This is a genomic window from Kitasatospora sp. NPDC024654 (genome assembly GCF_055559155.1).
Window position 1 is genome coordinate 1 of record NZ_JBVHLF010000092.1, and the last position, 24,541, is coordinate 24,541.

Annotated in this window: 22 protein-coding genes and 2 pseudogenes; 5 read left to right on the top strand and 19 right to left on the bottom strand. The window is 70.8% G+C overall.

Annotated features, from left to right (window positions below; genetic code table 11):
- Positions 1 to 487: 487 nt before the first annotated feature.
- The 3 genes from ACZ38L_RS32885 (at position 488) to ACZ38L_RS32895 (ending at position 2,951) form a co-directional block, all read left to right on the top strand.
- Positions 488 to 1,489 carry an expansin EXLX1 family cellulose-binding protein gene (locus tag ACZ38L_RS32885; protein ID WP_465700313.1) on the top strand — a complete coding sequence of 334 codons (1,002 nt, stop codon included), beginning with the start codon at positions 488 to 490 and terminating at the stop codon, positions 1,487 to 1,489.
- A gap of 92 nt (positions 1,490 to 1,581) precedes the next feature.
- Entirely contained in the window at positions 1,582 to 2,112 is a 531-nt protein-coding gene (locus ACZ38L_RS32890) for a SigE family RNA polymerase sigma factor (RefSeq protein ID WP_465700315.1), read from the top strand.
- Positions 2,109 to 2,951: a hypothetical protein gene (locus ACZ38L_RS32895; protein WP_465700317.1), complete on the top strand. Its 843-nt coding sequence runs from the start codon at positions 2,109 to 2,111 to the stop codon at positions 2,949 to 2,951. The genes ACZ38L_RS32890 and ACZ38L_RS32895 overlap by 4 nt, the downstream gene beginning before the upstream one ends.
- A gap of 622 nt (positions 2,952 to 3,573) precedes the next feature.
- On the opposite strand, the gene ACZ38L_RS32900 is transcribed toward ACZ38L_RS32895, so the two are convergent.
- From ACZ38L_RS32900 to ACZ38L_RS32920, 5 genes are all read right to left on the bottom strand, one after another.
- The gene (locus ACZ38L_RS32900; protein WP_465700319.1) at positions 3,574 to 5,127 is read right to left on the bottom strand and encodes an alpha-L-arabinofuranosidase B; all 1,554 of its coding nucleotides are present in this window, start codon (positions 5,125 to 5,127) and stop codon (positions 3,574 to 3,576) included.
- 691 nt (positions 5,128 to 5,818) lie between these two features.
- Positions 5,819 to 6,826 carry an ABC transporter permease gene (locus ACZ38L_RS32905; RefSeq protein WP_465700321.1) on the bottom strand — a complete coding sequence of 336 codons (1,008 nt, stop codon included), beginning with the start codon at positions 6,824 to 6,826 and terminating at the stop codon, positions 5,819 to 5,821.
- Positions 6,823 to 8,391, bottom strand: a complete 1,569-nt coding sequence (locus tag ACZ38L_RS32910; protein WP_465700323.1) for a sugar ABC transporter ATP-binding protein — start codon at positions 8,389 to 8,391, stop codon at positions 6,823 to 6,825. Before ACZ38L_RS32910 ends, ACZ38L_RS32905 begins: the two co-directional genes overlap by 4 nt.
- Before the next feature lie 5 nt (positions 8,392 to 8,396).
- Positions 8,397 to 9,548, bottom strand: coding sequence for a substrate-binding domain-containing protein (locus tag ACZ38L_RS32915; protein ID WP_465700326.1), 1,152 nt, complete (start codon positions 9,546 to 9,548; stop codon positions 8,397 to 8,399).
- Positions 9,549 to 9,671: 123 nt separating this feature from the next.
- Positions 9,672 to 10,718, bottom strand: coding sequence for a LacI family DNA-binding transcriptional regulator (locus ACZ38L_RS32920; protein ID WP_465700330.1), 1,047 nt, complete (start codon positions 10,716 to 10,718; stop codon positions 9,672 to 9,674).
- Between the two features lie 378 nt (positions 10,719 to 11,096).
- Here ACZ38L_RS32920 and ACZ38L_RS32925 point away from each other — a divergent pair, with 378 nt between their 5' ends.
- On the top strand, positions 11,097 to 12,107 hold the full coding sequence (locus tag ACZ38L_RS32925) for a LacI family DNA-binding transcriptional regulator (RefSeq protein WP_465700370.1): 1,011 nt from the start codon (positions 11,097 to 11,099) through the stop codon (positions 12,105 to 12,107).
- A gap of 166 nt (positions 12,108 to 12,273) precedes the next feature.
- Here ACZ38L_RS32925 and araA read toward each other — a convergent pair whose 3' ends face one another.
- The 6 genes from araA to ACZ38L_RS32955 form a co-directional block, all read right to left on the bottom strand.
- Entirely contained in the window at positions 12,274 to 13,782 is a 1,509-nt protein-coding gene (gene araA / locus ACZ38L_RS32930) for an L-arabinose isomerase (RefSeq protein WP_465700333.1), read from the bottom strand.
- A gap of 14 nt (positions 13,783 to 13,796) precedes the next feature.
- The gene (locus ACZ38L_RS32935; RefSeq protein ID WP_465700336.1) at positions 13,797 to 14,468 is read right to left on the bottom strand and encodes an L-ribulose-5-phosphate 4-epimerase; all 672 of its coding nucleotides are present in this window, start codon (positions 14,466 to 14,468) and stop codon (positions 13,797 to 13,799) included.
- Positions 14,465 to 16,210, bottom strand: coding sequence for a ribulokinase (locus ACZ38L_RS32940; protein ID WP_465700339.1), 1,746 nt, complete (start codon positions 16,208 to 16,210; stop codon positions 14,465 to 14,467). Before ACZ38L_RS32940 ends, ACZ38L_RS32935 begins: the two co-directional genes overlap by 4 nt.
- 250 nt (positions 16,211 to 16,460) lie before the next feature.
- Positions 16,461 to 16,877, bottom strand: coding sequence for a hypothetical protein (locus ACZ38L_RS32945; protein WP_465700343.1), 417 nt, complete (start codon positions 16,875 to 16,877; stop codon positions 16,461 to 16,463).
- Between the two features lie 90 nt (positions 16,878 to 16,967).
- Positions 16,968 to 17,297, bottom strand: coding sequence for a methyltransferase domain-containing protein (locus tag ACZ38L_RS32950; protein WP_465700347.1), 330 nt, complete (start codon positions 17,295 to 17,297; stop codon positions 16,968 to 16,970).
- A gap of 179 nt (positions 17,298 to 17,476) precedes the next feature.
- Entirely contained in the window at positions 17,477 to 18,004 is a 528-nt protein-coding gene (locus ACZ38L_RS32955) for a peptidylprolyl isomerase (protein ID WP_465700350.1), read from the bottom strand.
- 37 nt (positions 18,005 to 18,041) lie between these two features.
- Here ACZ38L_RS32955 and ACZ38L_RS32960 point away from each other — a divergent pair, with 37 nt between their 5' ends.
- Positions 18,042 to 18,305, top strand: coding sequence for a hypothetical protein (locus ACZ38L_RS32960; protein WP_465700354.1), 264 nt, complete (start codon positions 18,042 to 18,044; stop codon positions 18,303 to 18,305).
- 65 nt (positions 18,306 to 18,370) lie between these two features.
- Here ACZ38L_RS32960 and ACZ38L_RS32965 read toward each other — a convergent pair whose 3' ends face one another.
- The 8 genes and pseudogenes from ACZ38L_RS32965 to ACZ38L_RS33000 form a co-directional block, all read right to left on the bottom strand.
- Positions 18,371 to 18,820 carry a DUF1931 family protein gene (locus ACZ38L_RS32965; RefSeq protein ID WP_465700359.1) on the bottom strand — a complete coding sequence of 150 codons (450 nt, stop codon included), beginning with the start codon at positions 18,818 to 18,820 and terminating at the stop codon, positions 18,371 to 18,373.
- 37 nt (positions 18,821 to 18,857) lie between these two features.
- Positions 18,858 to 20,528: an FAD-dependent oxidoreductase gene (locus ACZ38L_RS32970; RefSeq protein WP_465700372.1), complete on the bottom strand. Its 1,671-nt coding sequence runs from the start codon at positions 20,526 to 20,528 to the stop codon at positions 18,858 to 18,860.
- A gap of 122 nt (positions 20,529 to 20,650) precedes the next feature.
- The gene (locus ACZ38L_RS32975; protein ID WP_465700363.1) at positions 20,651 to 20,914 is read right to left on the bottom strand and encodes a UBP-type zinc finger domain-containing protein; all 264 of its coding nucleotides are present in this window, start codon (positions 20,912 to 20,914) and stop codon (positions 20,651 to 20,653) included.
- The gene (gene trxA, locus ACZ38L_RS32980) at positions 20,911 to 21,444 is read right to left on the bottom strand and encodes a thioredoxin (protein WP_465700374.1); all 534 of its coding nucleotides are present in this window, start codon (positions 21,442 to 21,444) and stop codon (positions 20,911 to 20,913) included. Before trxA ends, ACZ38L_RS32975 begins: the two co-directional genes overlap by 4 nt.
- Positions 21,444 to 21,848 (bottom strand): annotated as a pseudogene (locus tag ACZ38L_RS32985) (type VI secretion system ATPase TssH); the annotation flags it as partial. The pseudogene ACZ38L_RS32985 and the gene trxA, both read right to left, overlap by 1 nt.
- Positions 21,849 to 21,876: 28 nt before the next feature.
- Positions 21,877 to 22,218, bottom strand: a pseudogene (locus ACZ38L_RS32990) (Hsp70 family protein); the annotation flags it as partial.
- Positions 22,219 to 23,261: 1,043 nt separating this feature from the next.
- Positions 23,262 to 23,498: a hypothetical protein gene (locus ACZ38L_RS32995; RefSeq protein WP_465700365.1), complete on the bottom strand. Its 237-nt coding sequence runs from the start codon at positions 23,496 to 23,498 to the stop codon at positions 23,262 to 23,264.
- Positions 23,499 to 23,701: 203 nt separating this feature from the next.
- Positions 23,702 to 24,184: a hypothetical protein gene (locus ACZ38L_RS33000; protein WP_465700368.1), complete on the bottom strand. Its 483-nt coding sequence runs from the start codon at positions 24,182 to 24,184 to the stop codon at positions 23,702 to 23,704.
- Positions 24,185 to 24,541 lie beyond the last annotated feature (357 nt).

A 24,541-nucleotide genomic window follows, 5' to 3' on the forward strand; every position in this document is an offset into this window, starting at 1 on the left:
CCCGAGGACTGCTTCGACTGTGCCTGCGGCCTCTACCTCGGCGGCCCGGCCACTTGATCAACACCCCTCCACGAATTAACGCGGAGCAGCACTAGGTTGAGTCCATGATGAATTGTTAGCGCTAACATTCTTCTGCGTGCCGATCCTCCGAAAGGTGAACCGGAGGCGGGTCAGGGATGTCCTGTCGTGAGACGCTGCCCGACCCACTGCGCCCTGTCAAGGGTGCGACGTCGCGCAGCGCCTCCAGCGACGGACCCGCCGACCCGGACCGGAGCCGTGAGCGCCGACTCCACCCTCGCCGCGCACGGGCTCACCCACACCCGGCCGTACCGGATCGACGAGTACGGCGCGCTCTCCGAGCAGGACCGGCGACTCCCGGGCACCGGCTCGGGCGAGCCCGGAAGGAACGAGAGCGGGGCGGCAACCTCTTGGGTTCCAGCGGCAACCGAGCGGTGGAACACCGACTCGATCGACCGAATGGATGGCCATGAAGGCAATGAAGCACGCCGCTCCGCGACCCCGGCGCAGGCTCCGGGCGGTCAGGGGGCCGCTGGCGCTGATGGTCGCCGGTGTCCTGGTCTGCCTGATCGTGGCCGCCCTGGGCGGCGGTGGAGCAGGTGCCGGCCGTCCGGCTGCGGCCTCCGCCGCACCGGCCGCGGCGCTGCCGGCGAGCGCTCCGCCCGGTGCCGAGGCTCCGACGCCGGCCGGCAGCGCGAGCCCGGACACAGCGCCCACGCTCGTCGGCTCCGCCCAGGCTTCGGCCTCACCCACACCCACGCCTTCGGCAACGACCTCGGCCAGGCGTCCGGACGCGGCCGGGCCGATGGTCTCCCCGAGCGGCAGCACGGCCGCAGCACCCGCGACGGCCGGCCTGGCGGGACGGATCAAGCCGGGTGTCACCTACCAGGGCGTCGCCACCGCCTACGCCGCGGGAGACGGCAACGGCTCCTGCCTGTACGGCCCTTCCGACGACCTGATGATCGCGGCGATGAACTACACCGACTACGAGTCGGCCAAGGCCTGCGGCGCCTACGTCTCGGTGCGCGCCACGGGCGGCGCCACCGTCACGGTGCGGATCGTGAACGAGTGCCCGGCGCCCTGCGCGCCCGGTCAGCTCGACCTCAGCCAGCAGGCGTTCGCCAAGCTCGCCGACCTCTCTGTGGGCCGGCTCCCGATCAGCTGGACGCTACTGAGCCCCGACACTGCGGGGACCGTCTCGATCCGGTACAAGACCGGCTCCAGCAAGTGGTGGTGCGGCATCCAGGTGATCGGCCACCGGAACCCGCTGGCGGCGCTGGAGGTGCGCGGGCCCGGCGGCTGGCAGCAGCTGCCGCGGGCCGACTACAACTACTTCCTCTCCACCGACGGTACCGGCTGCGGTGGCGCGATCAGGATCACCGACATCTACGGGCAGCAGCTGACCGTCGACGGAGTCTCCGTGCAGCCGGACGTCGCGCAACCCACCGGGCTGCAGTTCGCCCGGCACTGAGCCCCTGCCAGTCGCCGGGGCTGTTATGCTGCCCACCCCTTGTTAACGCGCACATGGTTTTTGACCTGTACTGAGGAGAGGGCGACCGAGGAATGCTCCTCGATGACGCGTCCGCGGAGTTCCACGATTTCTTCGAACGCCACTACGCCGAACTGTCCCGCCTGGCCCACCTGTTGACCGGGCAGAGCGACACGGCCGACGACCTCGCCGCCGACGCGCTGGTCGCCCTGTGGCAGCGCTGGGACCGGCTTTGCACAGCAGACCACCCGGTGGCCTACGCTCGCGGGGTGGTGGCGAACATGGCGCGGGAGCGGATCCGCAGCGCGGTACGCGAGCGACGGCGGATCACGCTGTTCTGGTCCCGCAGCCCGCAGTGGACGGACGGGCCGGACGTGGCGGCAGTGCTGGACGTGCGCTCGGCGCTCGCCCGGCTGCCGTTCCGGAAGCGGGCCTGCGTGGTACTGCGCCATGCCTTCGACCTGTCGGAGAAGGAAACCGCGCTGGCGCTCGGTATATCGGTCGGCACGGTGAAGAGTCAGACCTCGAAGGGGATGGCCGAGCTGGAAGGGATGCTCGGCGCGCGAGCGGTCGGCGAACTGGCGGCAGGAAGGAGGAACCGGTGAACGACGAGATCGCCCGGCGGCTGCGCGAGGCCGCCCAGGCCCACCAGCCCGACCGCGCCAGGATACTGGCCCGGGTTCAGCGCGGCGTCAGCGCCGGCGCCGGCGCCCCCGCCGTCCGCCGTCGGCGGCCGTCGCGCCTGCGGTCCCTGCCCAGGGCCGCGCTCGCCGGCCTGGTCGCCGGGGGCCTGCTGGCGACGGGCGGCCTCGCGGTCGCCGGCATCGCCGTGACGTCGTCCTCCTCGGGCACCGTCACCGCTCCGGCGAGCCCGTCGCCCTCCCCGCCCGGAGGCGCGCCCGGAACGCCGTCGGCCCGGCCCACCCATGCCGCGCCGGCCCCGGCAACCACCCCCGCCGCACCGGCCCCGGCGGCCACCCCCGCCACACCGGCCCCGGCGACCACTCCCAGCGGCCCGCGCTCGACCCCCCCGTCAGCCGCCGTCCAGGCCCAGAACGGGCCGCTGTGGTCGGCCGGTTCGGTGGATCCGCACAGCAGCGTCTACTGGACCGAGGAGAACCTGGTGCTGCGGACCGCCCAGCCGCTCAGCTCGCTCACCGTCGAACTGCGCTTCGCGCAGACCGGCGGCGTGCAGGACACCGGCAACTGGCGGACCCTGCCGCCCGACGACTTCACTCTCACGGTGCAGCAGAGCGGCGGCACGCTGGTCTACCGCTGGGTCCTCAAGCCGGGCCGCACCGTGCCTGCCGGAGAGCACGAGTTCGCCGGCCAGTTCAACCACGCCACCGGAGTGCGCAGCGCCGCGGGTGACACCTACCGGGTGGACGCGCAGGGGCCGGGCGGCTCGGCCTCGGTCTGGGGAGGGTTCGTCCCGGCGCGCTGAGGTCCGCGGTGGCTGCCGAAAGCCGATCGGTGTGGGAGACCCCGCGGGCCTCCCGCGCCGATCGTTCTCGCGCCAGCTCGGGGTCCGGGCAGGTGTTGACGTTCGCGGGAGCGGGAGACCGGCGAAGGTACGGCAGCGCGGTCCGGGCCACCCGGGCCGCTGCCAGGAGGTGCACCCGCGGCAGGCCGGTGAGCTGACATGACGCTGCGTCAGACCGCGCTCCGCCTGGACAATCCTCGGCTCGGCGACGGCCGTGCAGGCCTGCCGCTGGCTCGCCGAGGGCATCCGGCAGGCGGCGCCCGGACTGCGCGGCACAGCTCGACATCAGCCGGGAGCAGCGCCAGGGGCTGCCCGAGGCCGTCTACGGAGCTGGCAGGACGCCCGGTCAGATCCGTGCCGTCGTCGGTGAGTTGGATATCTCCGGTCCGGTCCTCGACGCACCATCAGCCGATGCCGGGATCCCGCCCCGTGGCCCGCGCCATCCGGCTCCCGAGCCCCGGAGGCGCGGAGGGATCCCCGTCGATGTCTGAACGAAGCACCGCGGCCCGAGCCACGCCGCGTCGCCGCGCCTCCGCACCGAGGCGGTGAAGGCGCGGCGAGCGGTCGGTGCCCGACAAGGAGGTCAGCTCCAGGGCTGGTCGACCAGCCAGCTGGTGTCGGCGTTCCAACTGTTGCTGTTGTCCCAGACGTTGGTGCCGCCGTCGCTGGCGACGTAGACCGTGTAGTCGTAGTGGCGCAGGTACTTGGTCGGGTAGTTGACGGACTGGAACGAGAAGCCCGTACCACTGTTGCCGGCTCCCGGGCAGAAGGTGGCGTCCTGGGCGAACGTGGCGCCCCTGTCGTCGGGGCTCAAGTAGAGCTCGAAGTCGTAGTGCCGCAGAAACCGGCCGGGGTCGTTGGCCGACTCGAAGGTCAGGCAGGAACTGTTCGCCAGCCCCGCCCGCACGATCCAGGACGCGTCGGCCTTGAGGCCGGACGAGCTGGAGGAGTTGACGGCGGAGATGACGACCTTGTTGTCCGTGTCGTCATGCGTGATGTAGTCCCCGGTGCAGCAGGTGGTGGTGGCCTGCAGCGAGACACGGGAGCCGGGCGTCAGGCTGTTGCCGGCGGTGCCGGCGCTGCTGTAACCGGCTGCGGTGACATTGGCCTGCACGGCGTTCTCGGTGGCGTCGCTCGGGTAGCCGGAGGTCATCACGCCCTCGTAGAACGTGCCCGAGGAGCCCTTGCTGTTGTCGCCGCCGATGCCGAGGATGATCGCTCCCTCCTTGTGCATCGGGTTGTAGCCGGTCGCGTTGGGGCGCGGGCCGCTGTAGAAGGTGGACAGGCCGCCCGACTGCGCGTCGCCCGCCCGGATCGCCCACTGGTTGGGCTCGCCCTTGACGATCGCGGTCAGGAAGCGGTCGTCGACACTGGGGTCGTTGGCGTTGTAGTGGGTGTTGACGCCGGAGAACAGGCCGTTCTCCTGGTCCGCCATGACCCAGGGGCCGTTGCCGCTGCCGTAGCCCCAGACCTTGATGTTGCCGAAGTAGATGGCCTCCATGTGGCCGTTGCCGGTGTCGGTGTTGCTGGTCTCGGCGTTGCCGTAGTCGAAGCAGCAGCCGCCGTCGTAGTGGGTGCCGTCGAGAACCGCGTACATGCCCTCGGGCTGGTCGCCGGTGGCGATCCCGTTGGTGTGGTCGTTGCGGTATCCGGTGCCCGGGGCGATGTAGACGCCGTATGCCCGGTGTCCGCCGACCGAGACCGGCGCCTCGACCGCGTTGGCCAGGTTGTCGGGTCCCCCGGCGGCTCCACCGCCGGGGGCCTGGGTGAGATTGTTGCCCTTGCCGGACTGGTCGTAGATCACGGTGATGACGCAGCTGGTCCCGGCGCAGAAGGAGTCCTGCGCAGCCGCGTTGGCGTAGCCACCCGTACTCAGCACGCCGATGTCCTTCGTCGCGCCGTCGGAGGCCCGCTTCACCTGGTACAGCGGGCCGTTGTACGCGCCGTACAGGGCCCGGGTGCTGCTGTGCGCCGCCACGCACGGCGTGCCGCCCGCAGCGTAGATGTCGCACGGGCCCTGAACGGCGGCCTGCGAGGGCGTGGCCGTACCGGTGATCGCACCGGCGGCGAGGGCGAGGGCAGCCCCGGCCCCCATCAGGGTACGCCGGACATGGCGCACCCACAGTCTCATGGTCATGGTTGAACTCCTCCGAGTGGGAAGGAAGTCGGATGTGAGTGGCATCAAGCCGACGCGTCGGGACCATGGGTTGACGCGGGCTCGTTGCCGGGGTTCGGCGCATCGTGAACTGCCGTGACCGCGGACTGCGTCCGGCGGTCCCGGCGGCTCCGCGGGGGATCGGACACCGTGGCGGTCCGCACCGCCTCGGCACCACCGGAGCAGGCTGGTGCGTTCCGGGGGCCCTCCTCTGCGGGCGCCTGACCGCGAGGGGGTCAGTTCCAGGGCCGGTCGAGCCGCCGGCTGGTGCCGGCGTTCCCACTGCTGCGACGTGCCCGTGGTCGGTCGGGCAAGGCGAACTCCCTTGCTGGATGGGGATGCCCGATATGGTTGTTAGCGCTAACAATCTGTGGTGCGGCTCAGCGGGCTCGCCACTGCGCGGGAAGAGGGCCCGTCCGATGCGGGGAAGCCTGGGCATCACTATGGGGACACCCCGGCCGCCGGTCAAGGCTTCTCACGTGGCGGATGTGAGCTTGAACAGGAAGCCTTCGGAGCCATGGGCAATTCACGGCTGCCTGGGCGTGCGAACCCGCAAGCCTTGGGTCAGGTGCCGCTGATGTGGCAAACGGGTGTCCGGGCGGGGCTCCGGATGCCGGCTGCCGACCTCGGCGTCCGGAGCCCCGCCCGGACGCCCGCCGCGGATGTCGCGGAGTCAGGCCCGGCGCGAGAAGTGCTTGGCGCGGAGCCGGTCTGCGAGGATGGCGATGCCGAGGACACAGCCGAGGACGATGTTGGTGTAGTTCGAGTTGATCTGCAGTGTGGTCAGCCCGTTGGTGATGAGCTCCAGTAGCACGGTGCCCGCTACGATGCCGAGGATCCGCCCCTGGCCGCCGGTGAGACTGACGCCGCCGATGACGGCGGCCGCGATTGCCTGGAGCTCCCACCCGACGCCGACACCGCTCGCGGAGCCGACGCCCATCCGGCCCAGTACCAGCATGGCCGCGAAACCCGAGAGGAGCGAGCTGGTCACGTACATCGAGACGATCCGCCGGTCGCCGCGGATGCCCGCCAGCCGCGCCGCTTCCGGGTTGCCGCCGACGGCGTAGACCTGGCGTCCGACGAAGGTGCGCTCCAGGAAGAACCAGGCCGCCACCGCCACGATGACGAAGAGGACCAGCGGGACGGGGATCTGGGCGAGGTAGGACTGGCCGATGTCACCGAAGAAGCCCGAGATGCCGACGATGGACGTCCCGGAGGTGATCGCCAGGGTGACGCCCTGGGCGACGGTGTAGGTCACCAGGGTGACCACGAACGGGGGCATCTTCAGCCTGGTGACCGCGAGGCCGTGCCACAGGCCGATCAGCCCGGTGATGGCCAGGGTGGCCAGCACCGCGACGCCGGCCGGCAGACCGGCCCGCACGTTGAACCAGGAGATGAGGATGACCGAGGTGCCCAGCAGCGCGCCGACGGACAGGTCGATGCCGCCGGTGAGGATCACCAGCGACTCGCCGATCGCGATCAGGCCGTACTGGGCGAGGTCGAAGCCCATACCCTGCAGGTTGACCGCGCCCGCGAAGGTGTCCCTGGCCAGCGCGAGCGCGATGAACACCGCCACGCACGCGACGACGACGCCCACCTCGGGAGTCTCAACCAGCGAGCGCAGCCGGCTGCGCGAGGTCACTCCTGCCCCCGTGGTGGCGAGGGTGGTCTGCGTGGTCATGCCGTTGCCTCCGAGCCTGCGGTCGGCGGCTGCGTGCCTGCCGCCGCTGTCATGATCCGTTCCTTGCTGAAGTGCTCGCGCGGCAGGTCGGCGACGATCCGACCCTGCGCCATGACGACGATCCGGTGGCACATCCGGAGCAGCTCCTCCAGCTCCGAGGAAGCCACCAGGACCGCCAGGCCGTCCTGCGCGGCGTTGTCGATGAGCTGGTAGATCTCGGCCTTCGCCCCGACGTCCACGCCCCGGGTGGGCTCGTCCAGGAACAGCAGGTCGGGGTTGGCGTGCAGCCAGCGCCCGAAGACGACCTTCTGCTGGTTGCCGCCGGACAGGTCGCCGATCGGTTGCTCCTGCGAGTGCATCCGCACCCCCAGGTCCTTGACGATCTGCCGTGAGCGCTCCTTGTCCCCGCCGGGGGTGAGGACGCCGTGCCAGGAGTCGCGGCGCAGGGTGGCCAGGGTCGCGTTCCACCGGACCGGGTGCTGGAGCAGCAGGGACTGCTCCTTGCGGTCCTCGGGGACCAGGCCGATCCCGGCGGCGACGGCGTCGGCCGGGTGCCGCGGCCGGAACGGCTTGCCGTTCAGCTCCGTCTCGCCGCCGGTCCGAGGCTGGGCACCCATGATCGTGTGCAGCAGGCGGCTGCGGCCGGAGCCCATCAGGCCGGCGACACCCACGATCTCGCCGGCCTTCAGCTCCAGGTCGACGGGGCCGAGGCCGTCGGCGGTCAGGGAGCGGGCGACCAGGACGGTGCGCTCCGACCGGGAGGCCGGCGGAGCGCCGTCGGACTGGGCGAGCTCGCTGCCGACCATCTCGCGGATCATGCGCTCCTCGGTGGCCTCCTCGGGGGTGAGGTCGGCCACCAGCCGGCCGCTTCGCAGGACGAGCACGCGGTCGGCGATGTCGCGGACCTCGTCCAAGCGGTGGCCGATGAACAGGACCGCGCCACCGTTTTCGGTGTGCCGGCAGGCAAGGTCGAGCACCTTGACGGCTTCGACGGGACCGAGGGAGGAGGTGGGCTCGTCCAGGATGAGGACCAGGGGGCGGTTGCCCCATCCCTTGGCGATCTCGATCATCTGTCGCAGCGGCACCGGGAGTTGCCCGACCGGGCGGTCGACGTCGATGCCGTCCACTCCGACCTCCGCGAGCAACTGCCGGGCCTCCCGACGGGTTCCGGCCCGGTCGAAGAGCACCCGCCGCAGCCGACCTGCCTGCTCGGCGGCCCGGCTGTGGCGGCCCAGCAGCAGGTTCTCCGCGACGCTGAGCCCGCCCACCAGGGGGAACTCCTGGGCGACCATGCTGACGCCGAGCGCCTTGGCGTGGTCCGGCCGGCCCGGCTGCAGGGCCTGCCCGGCGATCAGGACCTCCCCCGAGGTCGGGGAGACGGTGCCGGAGAGCACACCCATCAGGGTCGACTTGCCGGCACCGTTCTCCCCCACCACACAGGTGATCTGGCCGCGCTCCAGCTCAAGCTCGGGGATGTCCAGCACGGTGACCGGCCCGTATCTCTTCTGCACCGCGCGCAGGACCGCAGCCGGTCCGGTGCGGGCCGGAGAAGCGTTGGTGGTCACCGGTCTCACTCCGAGATGCCGAGCTGGGCCTGCTTGGCCTGGTAGTCGCTCAGGTTGCCCTGGGTGACCACGCCGACGCCGGAGCTCAGCGTCGTCCCGTCGGACTCCAGGTACTGCTTGACCAGCCCCATGGTGGCGTCCCTGCCGAGCACCTTGAGCGCGGCCAGCAGGTAGGCGCCGGTGTAGCCCTGCTGGTAGGGCGACTGCACCACGGTGGCCTGGATGACGCCCTGCTGGATGAACTTCAGGGTCTGCGCGTCGGAGTCGTCCGAGATGACCTTGACCTTGCCGGACTTGCCGGCGGCCTGCACGGCCTGGGCGGCGGAGGGTCCGTCATAGGAGTAGACGCCGTAGAGGCCGGTCACGTTCGGGTCGGTCTGGATGGCCGTCTGCGCGTTGGTCAACGCCTTCGAGGCATCCATGTTGTCGGACAGCTTGTTGACCACCTTGATGCCGGTGCCCTTGAGCGCGTCCTCGAAGCCCTGGATCCGCTGCACGGCGTTGGATGCGGTGAGCGAGCCGACCAGCACCACCACCTCGCCCTTGCCGCCCAGCGCAGCCTTCATCGCCTCGCCGGCCTTCTGCCCGGCCTGGTAGTTGGGGGTGCCCAGGTAGAGCGCGGCACCGTCCTCGGGGGGCAGCGGGGAGTCGATCGCCAACACCGGAATGCCGGCCGAATTCGCCTCCTGGATGGGCGCCTTGATGGCGGTCGGGTCGATCGCCGAGACCGAGAAGGCAGAGATGTTCTGGCCGCGGATGGTCTGGATCATCGAGAGCTGCTGGTCCAACCGGCCGTTCGCCGGGGCCTGGAAGGTGCCCTGCACGCCGAGGTCGGCCAGGCCCTTGTTGAAGCCGACCTTGCCGGCGTTCCAGTAGTCCACCGCGACGTTGACCACCATGGCCAGGTCCAGCTTCGACAGGTCCTTGCCCTGCAGGGCGCCCTTCAGCGCGTCGTCCAGCTTGGCCAGGTCCGCGTCGTTGAACGTGATGTCACCCTGGATCACGGGTGCGGCGGCGGTCCCGCTGGAGCCGGCGCCGCTGTCACTGCTGCCGGCTCCCTGCCTGGAGCAAGCGGTCGCGGTCAGGGTGAGCGAGGCGACGACGGCGATGGCGGCGAGGCGGATGCCTCTGTTGGAGCGGATGCTGGTGGCGCTCATGTGTGTCCTCTTCTGGTCTTTGCCGGGCGGTGCGAAGTGGTGCGGTGAGCAGGAGATCCCTGCGGTGCTTGTGTCTTCGGACGGGAGCGGGGTCGGACCGACTCCGCTCGCAACCGGTGGGAGTCAGCGGCCGGGCCTCGCGCTACTGGCTCTGACGATCAACTCGGGAGCGACGATGGCCACTTGATCGGCACTGTCGATCCCGGCGGCCGCCGGATCGGGGGACTGGATGCGGCGCAGCAGCAGTTCGAGACCGCAGCGCCCGAGTTTTCCGAAGTCCTGGCGGACGGTGGTGAGCGGCGGGGTGAGGAATCCGGCCTCGGGGATGTCGTCGAATCCCACGACGCTCACGTCCTCGGGGACCCGGCGCCCGCATTCGTGAAGGGCCCGCACGACTCCGAGCGCCATGTGGTCGTTCGCACAGAAGACCGCGGTCACCCGCGGGTCGTCGACCAGCCGCAGAGCTGCCTGGTAGCCCGACCGCGCCGACCAGTCCCCCGGGAGGCTGTCGGGGACCGGCCGCTCGTGGTCCTCGAGTGCGCGCCGCCAGCCCGCCCGCCGAGCCTTGGCCTCAAGCCAGTCGTCCGGTCCCGCGACGTGGTGGACCGTTCCGTGCCCCTGGTCGAGCAGGTACCGCACCGCGGCCCGGGCGCCGGCCTCGTTGTCCACGCCGGCGCCGGGAAGCCAGCCCGGGTCCGTGGGCCCGACCGTGACCATGGGGACGGTGGCGATCTGCCGTGCCAGCGCCGCCATCGCGGAGACTCGCGAGGCGATGACGGCGATTCCCTCGACGGCCTGGTCCCGGAGCCGGCCCACGGCTTCGTGGACGGAAAGGGTGTCCTGGTGACGCAGGCTCGCGATGCTGATGTAGTAACCCGCGGCCCGGGCGGCCTGCTCGATTCCGTAGAGCATGTGAGAAGGCCCGTAGAGAGTGGTGTCGAAGCCGATCACGCCGAGGGTCTGGGAACGACGGGTGACCAGGGCCCGAGCCGCAGAGTTGGGGCGGTAGTCCAGTTTCCGAATCGCCGCAAGCACGCGTTCCCGGGTCTGCGCCCGCACGTTCGGACTGCCGTTCAGCACACGCGAGACGGTCTGGTGGGACACGCCAGCCAGAGCGGCCACATCCGCCATCACCGGCTGCGCGCCGCTGGCGGTTCTGGCTTCCGGCATGGCCTCTCCCGAATCAGGGCTTGCGGAGATCTCGAGGACGGGGCGGGCGGCGCACCGCCAGCCGCTCCGACGTCCGTATTGTTAGCGCTCACAAAACCCGCCGTCAATGGGGCGGGTGGGTCACGTTTAGGTCACTGACAACCGTTCCGCCCCAGGCCCGTGCGCTCCTCGACCGCAGCGCGCCGGAGGCGAACGGGACCGGGGGCGAACGGCCGGTACGCCCGAGGGCGTGCCGACCGGACCGGGGCCGCGCGCCGCGGGGTCCGCTGTCCGGGCCGAGTTGAGTAGGCTGCGGTGTGCAGCTGGTTCGCGAGTGCCGCAGTGGGACAGAGCCGTGGAGGGCATGTGAGTGGGGCCGCCGACAAGCGCGCACCGACGATGGCGGATGTCGCCAAGGTGGCGGGCGTCTCCCACCAGACGGTGTCGCGTGTCCTCAGCGATCACCCCAACGTACGTGAGTCCACCCGCACCCGGGTGCGTGAGGTCATCGCCGAGTTGGAGTACCGTCCCAATCCCGCCGCGCGCGCTTTGGTCACCAAGCGGTCCCGCACGCTGGGCGTCGTCGCCGCGAACACCACTCTGTACGGGCCGGCCAACATCCTGGCCGGCCTCGAACACGCCGCCCGCGAGGAGGGGTACCTGATCGCGGCGGTGAGCCTGGACGAACTGAATGAGACGGCGCTGCGCAAGGCACTGGAGCACCTGGCGGCCTGGGGTGTCGAGGGCGGCGTGGTGATGACGCCGCACGAGCGGACGGTCACCGCCCTGCTACGGCTGGCGGCGCCTTTCCCGATCGTTACCGTCGAGGGCGGCCACGACCTGGATGTGCCGGGCGTGGCGCTGGACCAGTACGCCGGTGCCCGGATGGTCACCGAGCACCTGCTGTCGCTCGGCCACTCCTCGGTGTGGCACGTCGCCGGGCCCCGCGAGTGGCTGGAGGCGGAGGGCCGCTTCCGGGGCTGGCGCGCGGCTCTCGATGACGCGGGGGCCCCGGTCCCGCAGTGTCTGAGTGGCGACTGGAGTGCCGCGTCGGGCTACCAGGCCGGGAAGCTCCTGGCCGCGGCCCACGCCGGCCTCGACCAGGCCTCCAGGCCGACGGCGGTGTTCGTCGCCAACGACCACATGGCCCTGGGCGTGCTGCGGGCGCTGCGGGAGGCCGGACTGCGCGTCCCGGAGGACGTGGCCGTGGCGGGGTTCGACGGCCTGCCGGAGTCGGACTACTTCGCTCCTCCGCTGACCACCGTCCGGCAGGACTTCGCGGCGATCGGCAGGGCGGGTGTCGACCTGCTGCTGCAGCGGATCGAGGACCCCTCCGCCACGCCGGTGCACACCACGCTGACGCCGGAGCTCGTGGTCCGCTCCAGCACGGGTGCACCGGTCGGCCGCTGACCCGGCAGGGCGGTGCTGGAGCAGTGGACGGTGATGGGGGGATGCCGCTCCCCCGGCGCGGGAGGGACGGTGGAAGGTAGTCGGTCCGAGGGACCGGGGGCCGCCCGGGCCGGCTACGAGTGTGTCGGGGCGGCCGGAAGTCCGGCCCGGGCAGCGGACGCGGGCTTTAGAAGAAGCCCTGGGCGAGGCGGTAGTAGGCCTGGTTCCAGCGCAGTTCGCGGGTGAACCGGCGGATGCCGGTGCTCCCGTCGATGACGACGAGCTCGACGGCGAGCATCTCCGCGAGGTCGTCCAGGACGTCGATGCCGAGTGCCCGGCTGAGTACGGTGTGGTGCGGGGCACCGGCGGTCAGCCATGCCTCGGCGGAGGTACGCAGGTCGGGCTGCGGCTTCCAGACCGCGCGTGCCACCGGCAGGCAGGGCAGCGGCTCGGCGGGCTCGACCACGTCGACCGCGTTGGCGACCAGCCGGAAGCGCTCGCCCATGTCCGCCAGGCCCACCACGACGGCCGGGCCGGGCTCGGCGTCGAAAACCAGGCGGACCGGATCCTCGCGGCCGCCGATGGAGAGCGGGTGGATCTCACAGGAGGGGGTTCCGGCGGCGATGGAGGGACAGACCTCCAGCATGTGGGCGCCCAGGATCAGCTCGCTGCCGGGCTCCAGGTGGTACGTGTAGTCCTCCATGAAGGAGGTGCCGCCCGGCAGGCCCTCGGCGGCGACTTTGAGGGTGCGCAGCAGGACGGAGGTCTTCCAGTCGCCCTCGCCGCCGAAGCCGTAGCCCTCGGCCATCAGTCGCTGGACGGCCAGGCCGGGCAGCTGCCGCAGGCCGCCGAGGTCCTCGAAGTTGGTCGTGAAGGCGCGGAACCCGCCGTCGGTGAGGAAGCCGCGCAGGCCCAGCTCGATGCGCGCGGCGTAGCGCAGCGCGTCGTGGCGCTCGCCGCCGGCGCGGAGCTCGGGAGCCAGGCGGTAGAGGTCGTCGTAGTCCTTGATCAGGTCGGTGATCTGCGCGTCCGCCACGGCGTCCACGACGGCGACCAGGTCGTTGACGCCGTAGGTGTTGACCGAGACGCCCAGGCGCAGCTGTGCCTCGACCTTGTCGCCCTCGGTGACGGCAACGTCGCGCATGTTATCTCCGAAGCGTGCCAGCTTGAGCGTGGCGAGTTCGGCCCGGCCTGCGGCGGCGCGTGCCCAGTCGGCGATGCGGCCGCCGACGGCGGGGTCGCTCGCGTGGCCGGCGACGGTCTTGCGGGCGACGCCCAGGCGGGACTGGATGTAGCCGAACTCGCGGTCGCCGTGGGCGGCCTGGTTCAGGTTCATGAAGTCCATGTCGATGGTCGCCCACGGCAGGTGCGCGTTGGCCTGGGTGTGCAGGTGCAGCAGCGGCTTGCTCAGCGCGTCGAGGCCGGCGATCCACATCTTCGCCGGGGAGAAGGTGTGCATCCAGGCGATCAGGCCGACGCAGGAGTCATCCGCGTTGGCCTGCAGGCAGATCCGACGGATCGACGCGGCGTCGGTGAGGACGGGCTTCCAGATCAGCCGGACCGGGATCCCGGCGCGGACGAGCTGGTTGACGACCTCGCGGGACTGCTCGGCGACCTGGTGCAGCGTCTGTTCGCCGTAGAGGCCCTGGCTGCCGGTGAGGAACCAGACCTCACGCCCGGAGAAGACTTCAGTCACTGGGGGTTGCTCCTTCAGCGGGCAGCGGGTTGCTGGCCGTAGACGTGTCGGTAGCGGAAGTTCAGGCTGTCGATGTCGGCTTGGGCGATGGGCAGCGGCTCACCGAGCTGGCGGGAGATGTGGACCGTGCGGGCGACGTCCTCGCACATCACGGCGGCCTTGACCGCGGCATTGGCGTCCTTGCCGATCGTGAAGACGCCGTGGCTCTTCATCAGGACGGCGGGTGAGCGGTGGCCGCGCAGGGTCTCGACGATCCCGCGGCCGATCGAGTCATCGCCGATCAGGGCGAACGGCCCGATGGGGATCTCGGCACCGAACTCGTCGGCCATCGCCGTCAGCACGCAGGGGACGGCCTCGCCGCGGGCGGCCCAGGCACACGCATAGGTGGAGTGGGTGTGCACCACGCCGCCGACCTCGGGCAGGTGCCGGTAGACGTAGGCGTGGGCGGCGGTGTCGGAGGACGGGCTGTGCTCGCCAGCAACGACGCTCCCGTCAAGGTCGCAGACGATCATGTTCTCCGGGGTCAGCTCCTCGTACGGGACGCCGCTGGGCTTGATGACGAACAGGTCCTCGCCGGGAACCCGGCCGGAGACGTTGCCGGCCGTCCAGACCACCAGGTCGTAGCGGACGAGTTGCTGGTGCAGGTCGCTGACTTGACGGCGAATCAGCTCGATGGCATCGGTCATGGCCGGTCAACCTCGCAGTTCGAGTCGCTGGAGGCCTCGCGGGCCTCGCTCACGGTGGCGTTGCGGATGGCGCGCAGGCGGTGCAGTTGCTTGTCCGGGCCGGTGCCGAAGTGGTCGTGCAACAGCCGGTACTCCGCGTAGAGGGCGTCGTAGGCGTCGGCGCGCGCGGGGTCGGGCAGGTAGGCGTGGCGCTCGACGCGGCCCATGACGGCGGCGGCGGTGCGCACGTCCGGGTAGGCCGCGGCGGCGACCGCGGCGTGGATGGCGGAGCCGAGCGCGGGCCCCTGCTCGGAGGCGGCCAGGGAGACCGGGCGGCGCAGCACGTCGGCGTAGATCTGCATCAGCAGGGGGTTTTTCTTCAGCCCGCCGGCCACCACGAACTCGGTGACCGGAACCCCGCCCTCGTCCAGGGCCTCGACGATCGCGCGGGTGCCGTAGGCGGTGGCCTCCAGCAGGGCCCGGTAGACCTCCTCGGGCCGAGTGGCCAGCGTGAGGCCCACGATGACGCCCGACAGGTGGTGATCCACCAGAACCGAGCGGTTGCCGCCCATCCAGTCCAGTGCGACCAGGCCGTGGCCGCCGACCGGCTGGTCCGCGATCTTACGGGTGAGCAGCTGGTGCAGGTCCTCGCCGGTGGCCTCCGCCTCCTGCACGTAGCCGTCGGGGAGGCCCTGGCGCAGCCACCAGGCGAAGATGTCGCCGACCGCGCTCTGCCCGGCCTCGTAACCCCAGGCACCGTCGACGATCCCGCCTTCGACCACGCCGCAGATGCCCGGGACCTCCGCGAGGGTCCGGCCGTTGACGACGTGACAGGTCGAGGTGCCCATGATGGCCAGCAGTTGGCCGTTGTCCACGGCTCGGGCCGCGGGGGCGGCGACGTGGGCGTCCACGTTGCCGGCGGCGACCGCGATGCCCTCGGGCAGGCCGGTCCAGGCGGCGGCCCGCGCGGTCAGCGAGCCGACCCGGGAGCCCAGCGGGGCGAGCGGGTGCTCCAGGCGGGTGCGGGCGAAGTCGGCGAACCCGGGGTGCAGGGCGGCCAGGTAGTCCTCGCCCGGGTAGCCGCCGTCCTGGTGTATGCCCTTGTAGCCGGCGGTGCAGGCGTTGCGGCTCTCGGTGCCGGTGAGCTGCCAGACGATCCAGTCGGCGGCCTCGATCCAGCGTTCGCAGGCGGCGTAGACCCGCGGGTCCTCCTCCAGCACCTGCAGCGCCTTGGCGTACTGCCACTCGGCGGAGATCCGCCCGCCGTAGCGGTGGATCCACTTCTCGCCGCGGGCGCGGGCCAGGGCATTGATCCGGTCGGCCTGTGGCTGGGCCGCGTGGTGCTTCCAGAGTTTGGGCCAGGCGTGCGGGCGGGCGGCCCACTCGGAGGTCTCGGCCAGCGGGGTGCCGTCGGCCCGTACCGGCAGCACGGTGCAGGCGGTGAAGTCGGTCGCGATGCCGATGACGGCGGCGGGATCGACGTCGGCGGCGGCCAGGGCCGCCGGCACGGCGGTGCGCAGCACCTCGCGCCAGTCCTCCGGGTGCTGCAGCGCCCAGTCGGGTGGCAGGGGCCGGCCGGTGCCCGGAAGGCGGTCCTCGATCACGGCGTGGGGGTAGGCGTGGACGGCGGTGCCCAGTTCCTCGCCGTCGTGCACCCGGACGACCACGGCCCGGCCGGAGAGAGTCCCGAAGTCGATGCCCACAACGTAGCGATCGCCCTGGCCGGCAGCGCCGGCGGCCAGGGCGGAGATCGTCTCGGTCACAGTTTCGTCCTTCGTACGTGGCGGGGGGGTGGAAGGCGGCCGGCCGCCGAACGGACCGCCGACTGATCGGCGGCGGGCCTGGAGTTCGCCACCTGACCCCCCACAAGGCGCGGAACCACCACCACCGGCACCGGACTGGCCGGGAATTGGCCGCCATCCGGCCGGCGGGGTGGGCGGCACGGTAAGGAGCGGGGCGCGCAGGGCTGTTGACCTGTTCCGTCACGCTCCGGCCCGTGGGACCAGAGAGATGTTAGCGCTCACAATAAGCAGGCACAAGAGCCTGCGAAGCCAGGCGAAGCGCTCCGGGCCAGCCCCCGACGAATCCGACCAGCGTCTCGAAGAGCGCGCACAGACGGGACTCCGCAAGGTCGCCGCCGGCCCATGCCGCCACCCAGGAGTGGTACCCGGCATCGGCGTCGTCGTCGCGGGGTACCTCGCACAGCTCCTGGTTCAGTGCCAGATGGGCCTCGAAGAACACCGTCGGGTCCTTGAACTCGCGCACGCCGAGGTCGGTCAGGTAGTGCGGGTTCCTGATGTCCCTGATCGCCGGCATGGCGGGCAGGGCCGCAGCGTCTGCCCGCTGGAGGAACCCGGCAGCGAACACGCCCCGATCGGCGATCTCGAGAGCCCTGCGCGCGACACGTACTGGATAGATGGTCAAGTCCACGGAACCTGCTCCCTTCCTGGGAACTCCGGGCGGGGACGGCATGTCGACGGCTCATCGCCCTCTCGTCCAGTGGACCCTTTGCCCGCCTGGTCAGGGGCCAGCGCGGCGGCGGACGGGGTAACGGCGTGCACGAGCTCCGGCCGACCTGTCCACGCCGATCACGCGGGCGCCGGCCTGGGCAAGGTGGGCCGTGTTGTGCCCCGGGCCGCAGCCCGCCTCTCGCGCCGGACCTGGCCGGCAGTGACCGCGAGCGTGTGGACGTCCGGCTGCGCTGCGGCATCGACCTCGCGTTGCTCGCCCTCGCCGCGCTGCGCTGAACGACCGGGCCCCGCGGCGGCCGGCAACGCCAACCGGGCCCCTCTTCCCTTCGAACCGCCCCCGGGCCGCCGACGGCAGACGCCGCCGGCGGCCCGCGTCCATGAAGCGCGCTCGCCATGACCACCAGTCAGCTCAGCCTGTTCACCGCCGATGCCTTTCCCGAGCCCGAACCGTGCGGCACCACCGTCCTGTGCTGGGGCGCCGGTCTGGGCCGACTTCAGCGCGTTGCACGAACTTTGCGTGGGCGGCAAGCCGCCGACCAACCGCCCACCGCGTGCCTCTCAGCGGGTTTCGATGACCACTGACTCGATACGCACGTCGTTCACCGGCCGATCTGTTCGGGGGTTGGTCTGCGCCTCCGCGATGGCGTCGACGACCTTCTTGCTGGCGTCGTTGGAGACCTCGCCAAAGATCGTGTGCTTGCCGGTGAGCCACGTTGTCGGCGCGACGGTGATGAAGAATTGCGACCCGTTCGTACCAGGGCCGGAGTTGGCCATGGCCAACAGGTACGGTTTGGTGAACGCCAGGTCAGGGTGGCACTCGTCCCCGAACTTGTACCCCGGGCCACCGGTGCCGTTGCCCAACGGATCACCCCCCTGGATCATGAAGCCGCTGATGACCCGATGGAAGATCGTGCCGTCGTAGAGCTTGTCCGTGGTCTTCACCCCCGTCTCCGGGTTGACCCACTCCCGCTCCCCCTTGGCGAGCTCCACGAAGTTCTTGACGGTTTTCGGTGCATGATCCGGCAGCAACCGGATCTCGATGTCGCCCAGGTTAGTCCTCAGCGTCGCGTACAACTGCTCTGCCATCGAAGTCCTCTCTATCTGACTGCTCGTCAGATGAGCATTGCACAATACCGAGCGCGAACCCTCGTCTCGGGGTGCGACCGATCTGCAACACCTCCGAACATGGGACAGATGGCTCGGCGCCGACTCGACCGAGATCCTCGTCCGGTTCCCGGAGGATCCGGTCGCCCACGGCCTGCGACCCGACCTGTCCGACCTGATCGTGATCACCACCGTCACCGGCATGGAATGGCCCGACAGCATCGCCCTGGCCGAATATCGGCAAGTAAGGCTATTGGTACTTGCGGAATGGGGACCTTGCTGATCGTCTCCGGTACCCGCGAGGACCCGGCAGGGCCGGCGGAACCGCCAGCCCAGTGGATGCCCCGCTCAGATCAGCAGGTCGAAGAGTTCGAAGGCCTCGTCCCACTGGTCCGTGGAGGGGCTGCGGGTGTCGAGGGCGATGATTTTGAGGGCGCGGGCCAGGGCGACGCTGAGGCCGCCGGCCAGGTCGGGCAGCCGCTGCTGGGTGTCCTCGGCGGCCTCCATGCCGAGGGCGGGGCGGGCCGCGAGCTGGTCGAGCAGCGGGCGTAGTTCGATGCCCTCCTCCAGCTTCTTGAAGGCGTGGATACTCTCCTGCAGGCCTTTGGTGACGGGGAGGTCCTGCGGCTCGATGATGTCCCGGTCGTTGGCCTTGGCGTTGGCCGTGCCGATGAGGAAGAGGTCGTAGAGCTTGGCGTCCACGAAGTCGTTGTAGCGCTTGAGGTCGTTCTTGTTGACGTCGAGTCCGGCGGCTGCGCGGAAGAAGCGCTCGAACTTGGGAATACCCATGACGGGCATGGCATTTCACCTTCTCGCGTCGATGGATGGGCTGAGGTCATAGAGTGGCGGCTGGTCTCACCTCCCCGAGGTGCTCGTGCGCCAGGCGGACGGCCATGGCGCCCTCGCCGACCGCGGAGGCCACCCGCTTCACCGAGCCGCTGCGGACGTCGCCGACGGCGAAGACGCCCGGCAGGCCGGTCTCCAGGGCGAGTGGGGTGCGGGCCAGGGGCTTCCAGAGGTTCTCTGCCGGATGGTCCACGTCCTGCCCGGTCGGAATGAAGCCGCGTCTGTCCAGGGTGACGGCGGCCGCGAGCCAGGAGGTGGCGGGGCGCGCGCCGATGAAGATGAACAGGGCACGGGCCGCCAGCACCTGCTGCTCGCGGGTGCGGTTGTCCCGGACGACGAGGGCTTCGACCCGGTCCTCGCCGGTGACCTCTTGGACCTCGGTATGCAGTCGGACATGGATCCGGGGGTGCCGCTCGATCCGGTCGATCAGATAGCGGGACATGCTGTGGCCCAGGTCTTCGCCGCGGACCAGCAGATGGACGGCGGGCGACTCGCGCGCCATGAACAGGGCGGCCTGGCCGGCGGAGTTGCCGCCGCCGACAACAGCCACCGTGTCAAGGCGGCAGGCCCGTGCCTCCCAGAGGGTGGCGGCGTAGTGGACCCCGATCCCCTCGAACCGCTCGACGCCGGGGGCGGTCAGTCGCCGGTAGCGAGCGCCGGTGGCCACCACCACGCTGTTGGCGGCGACCGTGCCGCCCTCGGCGAGCCGCACCACGATGGCCCCGTCGCGCTGTTCGAGTCCGGCGGCCTCGGCGGGGACGACGATCCGGGCGCCGAACCGGTTGGCCTGCACGACGGCGCATTCGGCGAGCTCCATGCCGGAGATCCCGGCGGGGAACCCGAGGTAGTTCTCGATCCGGGAGGACGTACCGGCCTGGCCGCCGGTCGCCACCGCGTCAAGGACGACGGTGGAGAGCCCCTCGGAGGCGCCGTACACCGCGGCGGCCAGGCCCCCGGGTCCCGCGCCGACCACGAGCAGGTCGCAGACGGCCTTCGCGGCGGTTCCGGTCCGCAGCCCGATGACCTGGGCGAGCTCGACGTTAGAGGGATTGCGCAGCACCCGGTAGTCGTGCCAGAAGACGATCGGGGTCTCTTCCGGAGCGATACCGAGACGCATCAACAGCGCCTCGGCCTCGGTGTCCTTCTCCAGATCGACCCAGCGGTGAGGGAGGCGGTTGCGGGCGGCGAACTCCAGCAGCCGCCGGGTGTCGGGGGAGAAAGCGGAGCCGATGATACGGAAGCCCATGCCCGTGCCGGCCAGCATCGTACGGCGCAGGAGGTACGCCCGCAGGATCACGTCGCCGAGTGCGGGTTCGCGGCTGAGCAGGTCGCGCAGGGCAGCCGAACCCACCGCCAGCACTTCGCCGGGTCTGTTCACCACTGCGCTGACGAAGGCGGTCTGACCTTCCAGTACGCCGAGTTCGCCGAGGAAGCTGTGCGGACCGTGCAACTGGATGACGTGCTGTTGGTCGTCCTGGCCCTCGACCACGGCCACCGTGCCGCTAAGGACGACGAAGAACTCCTCGCTGGGTTCGCCCGCCCGGAAGAGCTGTTCCCCCTCGCGGATTTGCCGTACCTGTCCGCACGGTCTCAGGATCGCGATCTGGTCGTCCGTCAGCTGCGGGTACGCGCCGTGGACGTCGGCCGTCGGCGTCGGCATCGACACGGTTCACTCCCTTCGTCGGAAACAGCGGCCAAGGTGGAAAGCAGCGGTGGAGAACAGCGGCGGAAGCAAGCGCAGAGGCAGCAGGCTGAAGGAAGCGCCGGGCGAGCTCGCCGGGCTCAGACCATCGCCTCGTGCACGAAACACCACCGCCAGTCCTCGCCGGGTTCGAACGACCGGACGATCGGGTGCGCGTCGGCCGCCGCGTGAGCGCGGGCGTGCCGCATCGGCGAGGAGTCGCAGCAGCCGACGTGACCGCAGGTCAGGCACAGGCGCAGGTGCACCCACGGTGTCCCCGTGCGCAGGCAGTCCTCGCAGCCCTGCGGCGTCCTGGGCGTCACGGGCCGCACCATGGACAGGTGCGGGTCGGGAAGATCGGTCATCGCGGCCTCCGGGGGGCGGGATCGGCCGGTCCGTCGGACGCCGACAGCGACTCGCCCACCCATTGGCGCAGCGCGTTCGCGGGCGCGGCGCCGGTCTGGCGGGCGATGGGTCTGCCGTGGTCGAGGATCAGCAGGGTGGGTACGGCTTGGACCTCGAACCGCCGAGCCAGGGCGGGCGACTTGTCGATGTCGACCTTCACGAGCTTGATCCGGCCGGCCAGGTCCTTGGCGACCCGTTCGAGGGCGGGGCTCACCATGCGGCAGGGACCGCACCAGGTGGCCCAGAGGTCGACGAGCACCGGCAGGCTCGCCTGCTCGGCGACCTCCCCGAAGTCGGCGTCGCCCGCTTCGGCGATCCACGGCAGCGGAGAACGGCAATTCCCGCAGCGCGGGCTGCCCTGTGCCGCGGCGGGGACGCGATTGGTCCGGCCGCAGCTGGCGCAGGCGACCGTCCGCACCGAGGTCTCGGCGCCGTCGGCGGTGCCGTCACGGCCGCTGCGGTCGGTGTGGCCTTCCGGAGAAGTACTCATCACGGCTCCCGCGGCTCGTCCTGGAGGGTGACGGTCAGTGCGTCGTCCCTGGCGTCGACCAGGATGGTCACGCCGTCGCGTGCCTCGCCGCTGAGCAACGCGCGGCCGATCCTGGTCTCGACCTCGTGCGAGATGAAGCGGCGTAGTGGCCTGGCCCTGTAGACCGGGTCGTAGCCCTCGCTCGCGATCAGCCGGCGGCCCGGCTCGGTGAGGACGGGCGTGATGCGCTGCTCGGCGAGTCGGTCGTGCAGCCCGGCGAGGAGCAGATCGACGATGCGCTCGGTCTGGGCGATCCCGAGCGGGTGGAAGAGGACGATGTCGTCGACCCGGTTGAGGAATTCGGGACGGAAATGGCTGTTGAGCTCGGTCATCACCAGGGCCCGCACCTCGGGCTTGATCTCTCCCGGCCTGGGTGGCGTCCTGGAGCAGGTCACTGATCTCCTCCGGCGCGTACTGCTTGCCTTTCACCTCGAAGCGGGCCACCCCGCCGGGCCCCTCGACCACGTCGAAGGAGACCGCCTTGGCCTCGTCGGAGATCTCGTCGTAGCGACGCCCGATGAACCGCTTCGCTGAGGTGATGGCGCCTTTGGGGTTGAGGATCGACTGTCGGCGCGCGAGCTGTCCTACCAGCCGCTGGCCGTCATCGGAGAAGCCGACCACCGACGGGGTCGTCCTGGCCCCCTCGGCATTCGGGACGACAGCGGGCCCACCGCCCTCCCAGACCGCGATGACCGAGTTGGTCGTACCGAGATCGATGCCGACTGCCTTCGCCATGGGAATCTCCTCCGTCGCGACACGGGACCGATCGGCGGGCTGCCAGGGCATGCAATGCCGCGCAGCGCCCACTGCCCCCCTTCGCAGCGTCGCACGGTACGCGGCGCGCTTCCTGGCCCCGGCGTGACCAAACCGCGCCGTCCAATCAGTCCGCGAGGACGGGATGCGGCACAGCTCACAGGTGAGACCCCATGCCGAACGGCGTGGCGTCGACAGTGCGCAGCCACAGTCGAGCCACGAATGGACCCGCGATGGACGCCGTTCCGCTTCCGACCGCCGGGCCCCTCCACTCCAATCCCAACTGAGGGCCGCGCGACACGCACTGCTACTTATGCTCGACGGCGACGACGAGCGCGAGGTGCTGTGGGGGGCCATGGCGGCGATCACCGCCACTGGCCCGTTCACCGCCGAGGCGGCATACGCCGTCCATCACGGTCTTTCGCGACGCTGCCCACCGGGCCCGGTGGCGGCATCCGCCGGCGCCCGGCCAGGGGCCCCGGCGGTGCGGGAGCCAGCGGTGATTTCCCCACGGCGAAGCCCCCGCCGAAGCAGCGGCCGAAGCTGTGGCCGCCGAGTGGCTCGACCAGCGGATCGACGCTCTGGACGGCCGCAGCCAGAACCTCCACGAGCCGGGCGGGCCGTGGGCACGGGCCATCGCGCTGCGGTACCGGGAAACCTGCCTCGGCTATCCCGTCGTCCGCTCCCTGACCACCCCCTCGGCTGATGAGACCGCCCTGACCGATCTGCTCGCGCAGCAGACCGGGATAGTCCTCGCGCGCCTCACCGGGCGCCGGGGCGAGCCGGCCGCCGGTTCGGAGGACGTGCCGGGGACCGGGAACCTGTCCGATACCGGGAACCTGCCGGAGCCCGCGGACGGCTCACCCACCATCGACCTCGGCAAGAGAACCGCCTCCGCCCTGGCCTCGCGGCTCGCGGCTCGCCATCCACGACGCGCTCTCCCGCGCCGCCGTCTCCGGCAGGGGCGAGGCGGGAATCCTCTAGACCCTGTACGAACACACCGGGCAGCCCGGCCAGCTGGATGATCACGGGGCTCTGTTCGCGGTGTCGGGGTGGAGGGCGAGCAGGCGGCGCGGGTCGGCGTGGAGCGCCGGTTTCCCCGGTCGGCCGGCGGCCGCGGTGTGGGCGAGCACGGCGGTGGTGTGGCGGACCTGGCTGGCCGGAGTGAGGAGTGGCAGGGCTCCCGCGCCGGGTTCGCCGAGGTCGTCGGAGGTGAGGAGGCGGCCGCAGGGCCAGGTGGTGGCGACGTCGATGACCAGCAACGGGCTGACCAGGTCACTGCTCGGCTTGCGGAAAACGGTCTGCCGAGATCCGCCGGCGGCACCAGCAAGGTCACACCCACGCGGCGTGGACAGAGAGTGTCCGAGCGCAGGGGGGAACTTCACGAACGACACAGCTGTGCCTCGCGGACACCATCGGCGTCCGGTGGGCACAGCTGTTCAAGGCCGGCCGATCAGGCCCGGTCTCACCCGCACGCGTGGTAGGTGTTGCTGGCCCACGCCACGCTGTCGCCCGCGTTGTAGATCACGAAGTTGTTGTCGTCCTGCACGTAGGCGAAGGACAGGTAGTTCGCGCCGTACGCGCCCCACTGCCAGAACCAGCCCTCCTGCCCTCCCGACAGCTCGTGGGCGTAGATCGCGATGTGGCCGCCGGTGAACTCCACGAACTCGTTGTCACCGTGGTAGCGGGTGTTGCTGGCCCAGATCGCGCGTCCGTTGTTGCAGTACAGGACCAGGTTGCCGTCGGTCTGCCAGTCCAGGTGCACGGTCGCGGACGGCCAGCTGTGCGGCTGGTTCTCGTAGAAAACCACGTTGCCGCTGAGGTCGATGTACTTCCCCGACGCGTACGCGGACGTGGCCAGGCCCAGCGACAGGGCGAGCGCCGCCCCAGCGGCCGTCGCCACGGTCGCGCACCGCCGCAGTGCCCTGGTGTTGCGTATGCCCCTCATGGGTCCCCCTTTTCTCATACGCCGCACGGCAGCCGAGTCCCCCGTGCCGACCAGACGACGCTAACGGCGGCCCGACACCACCCGCAAGGATTTGGGGTGTCCTTAACGATCCTGTCACCAGCACCAGTTGGGGACAGTGACACGATCGTTAAGGACACCCTTGAGGCCCGTGGGTTCAGGCAAACCGAAGGAGTTCCGGGGGGAACCCACAGGTCGGATGCTGTGCTCTCGGTGGAGGGTCTGTACTTTGAACGGCCCTGGCCCGTAATCGGTGGTAGCGCTGTGTAGTGATCACTGGAGGAGGATGCGGTGGCGGAGCAGGGCAAACCCGGCTCGGCCGTGCATCTGCCTCATGAT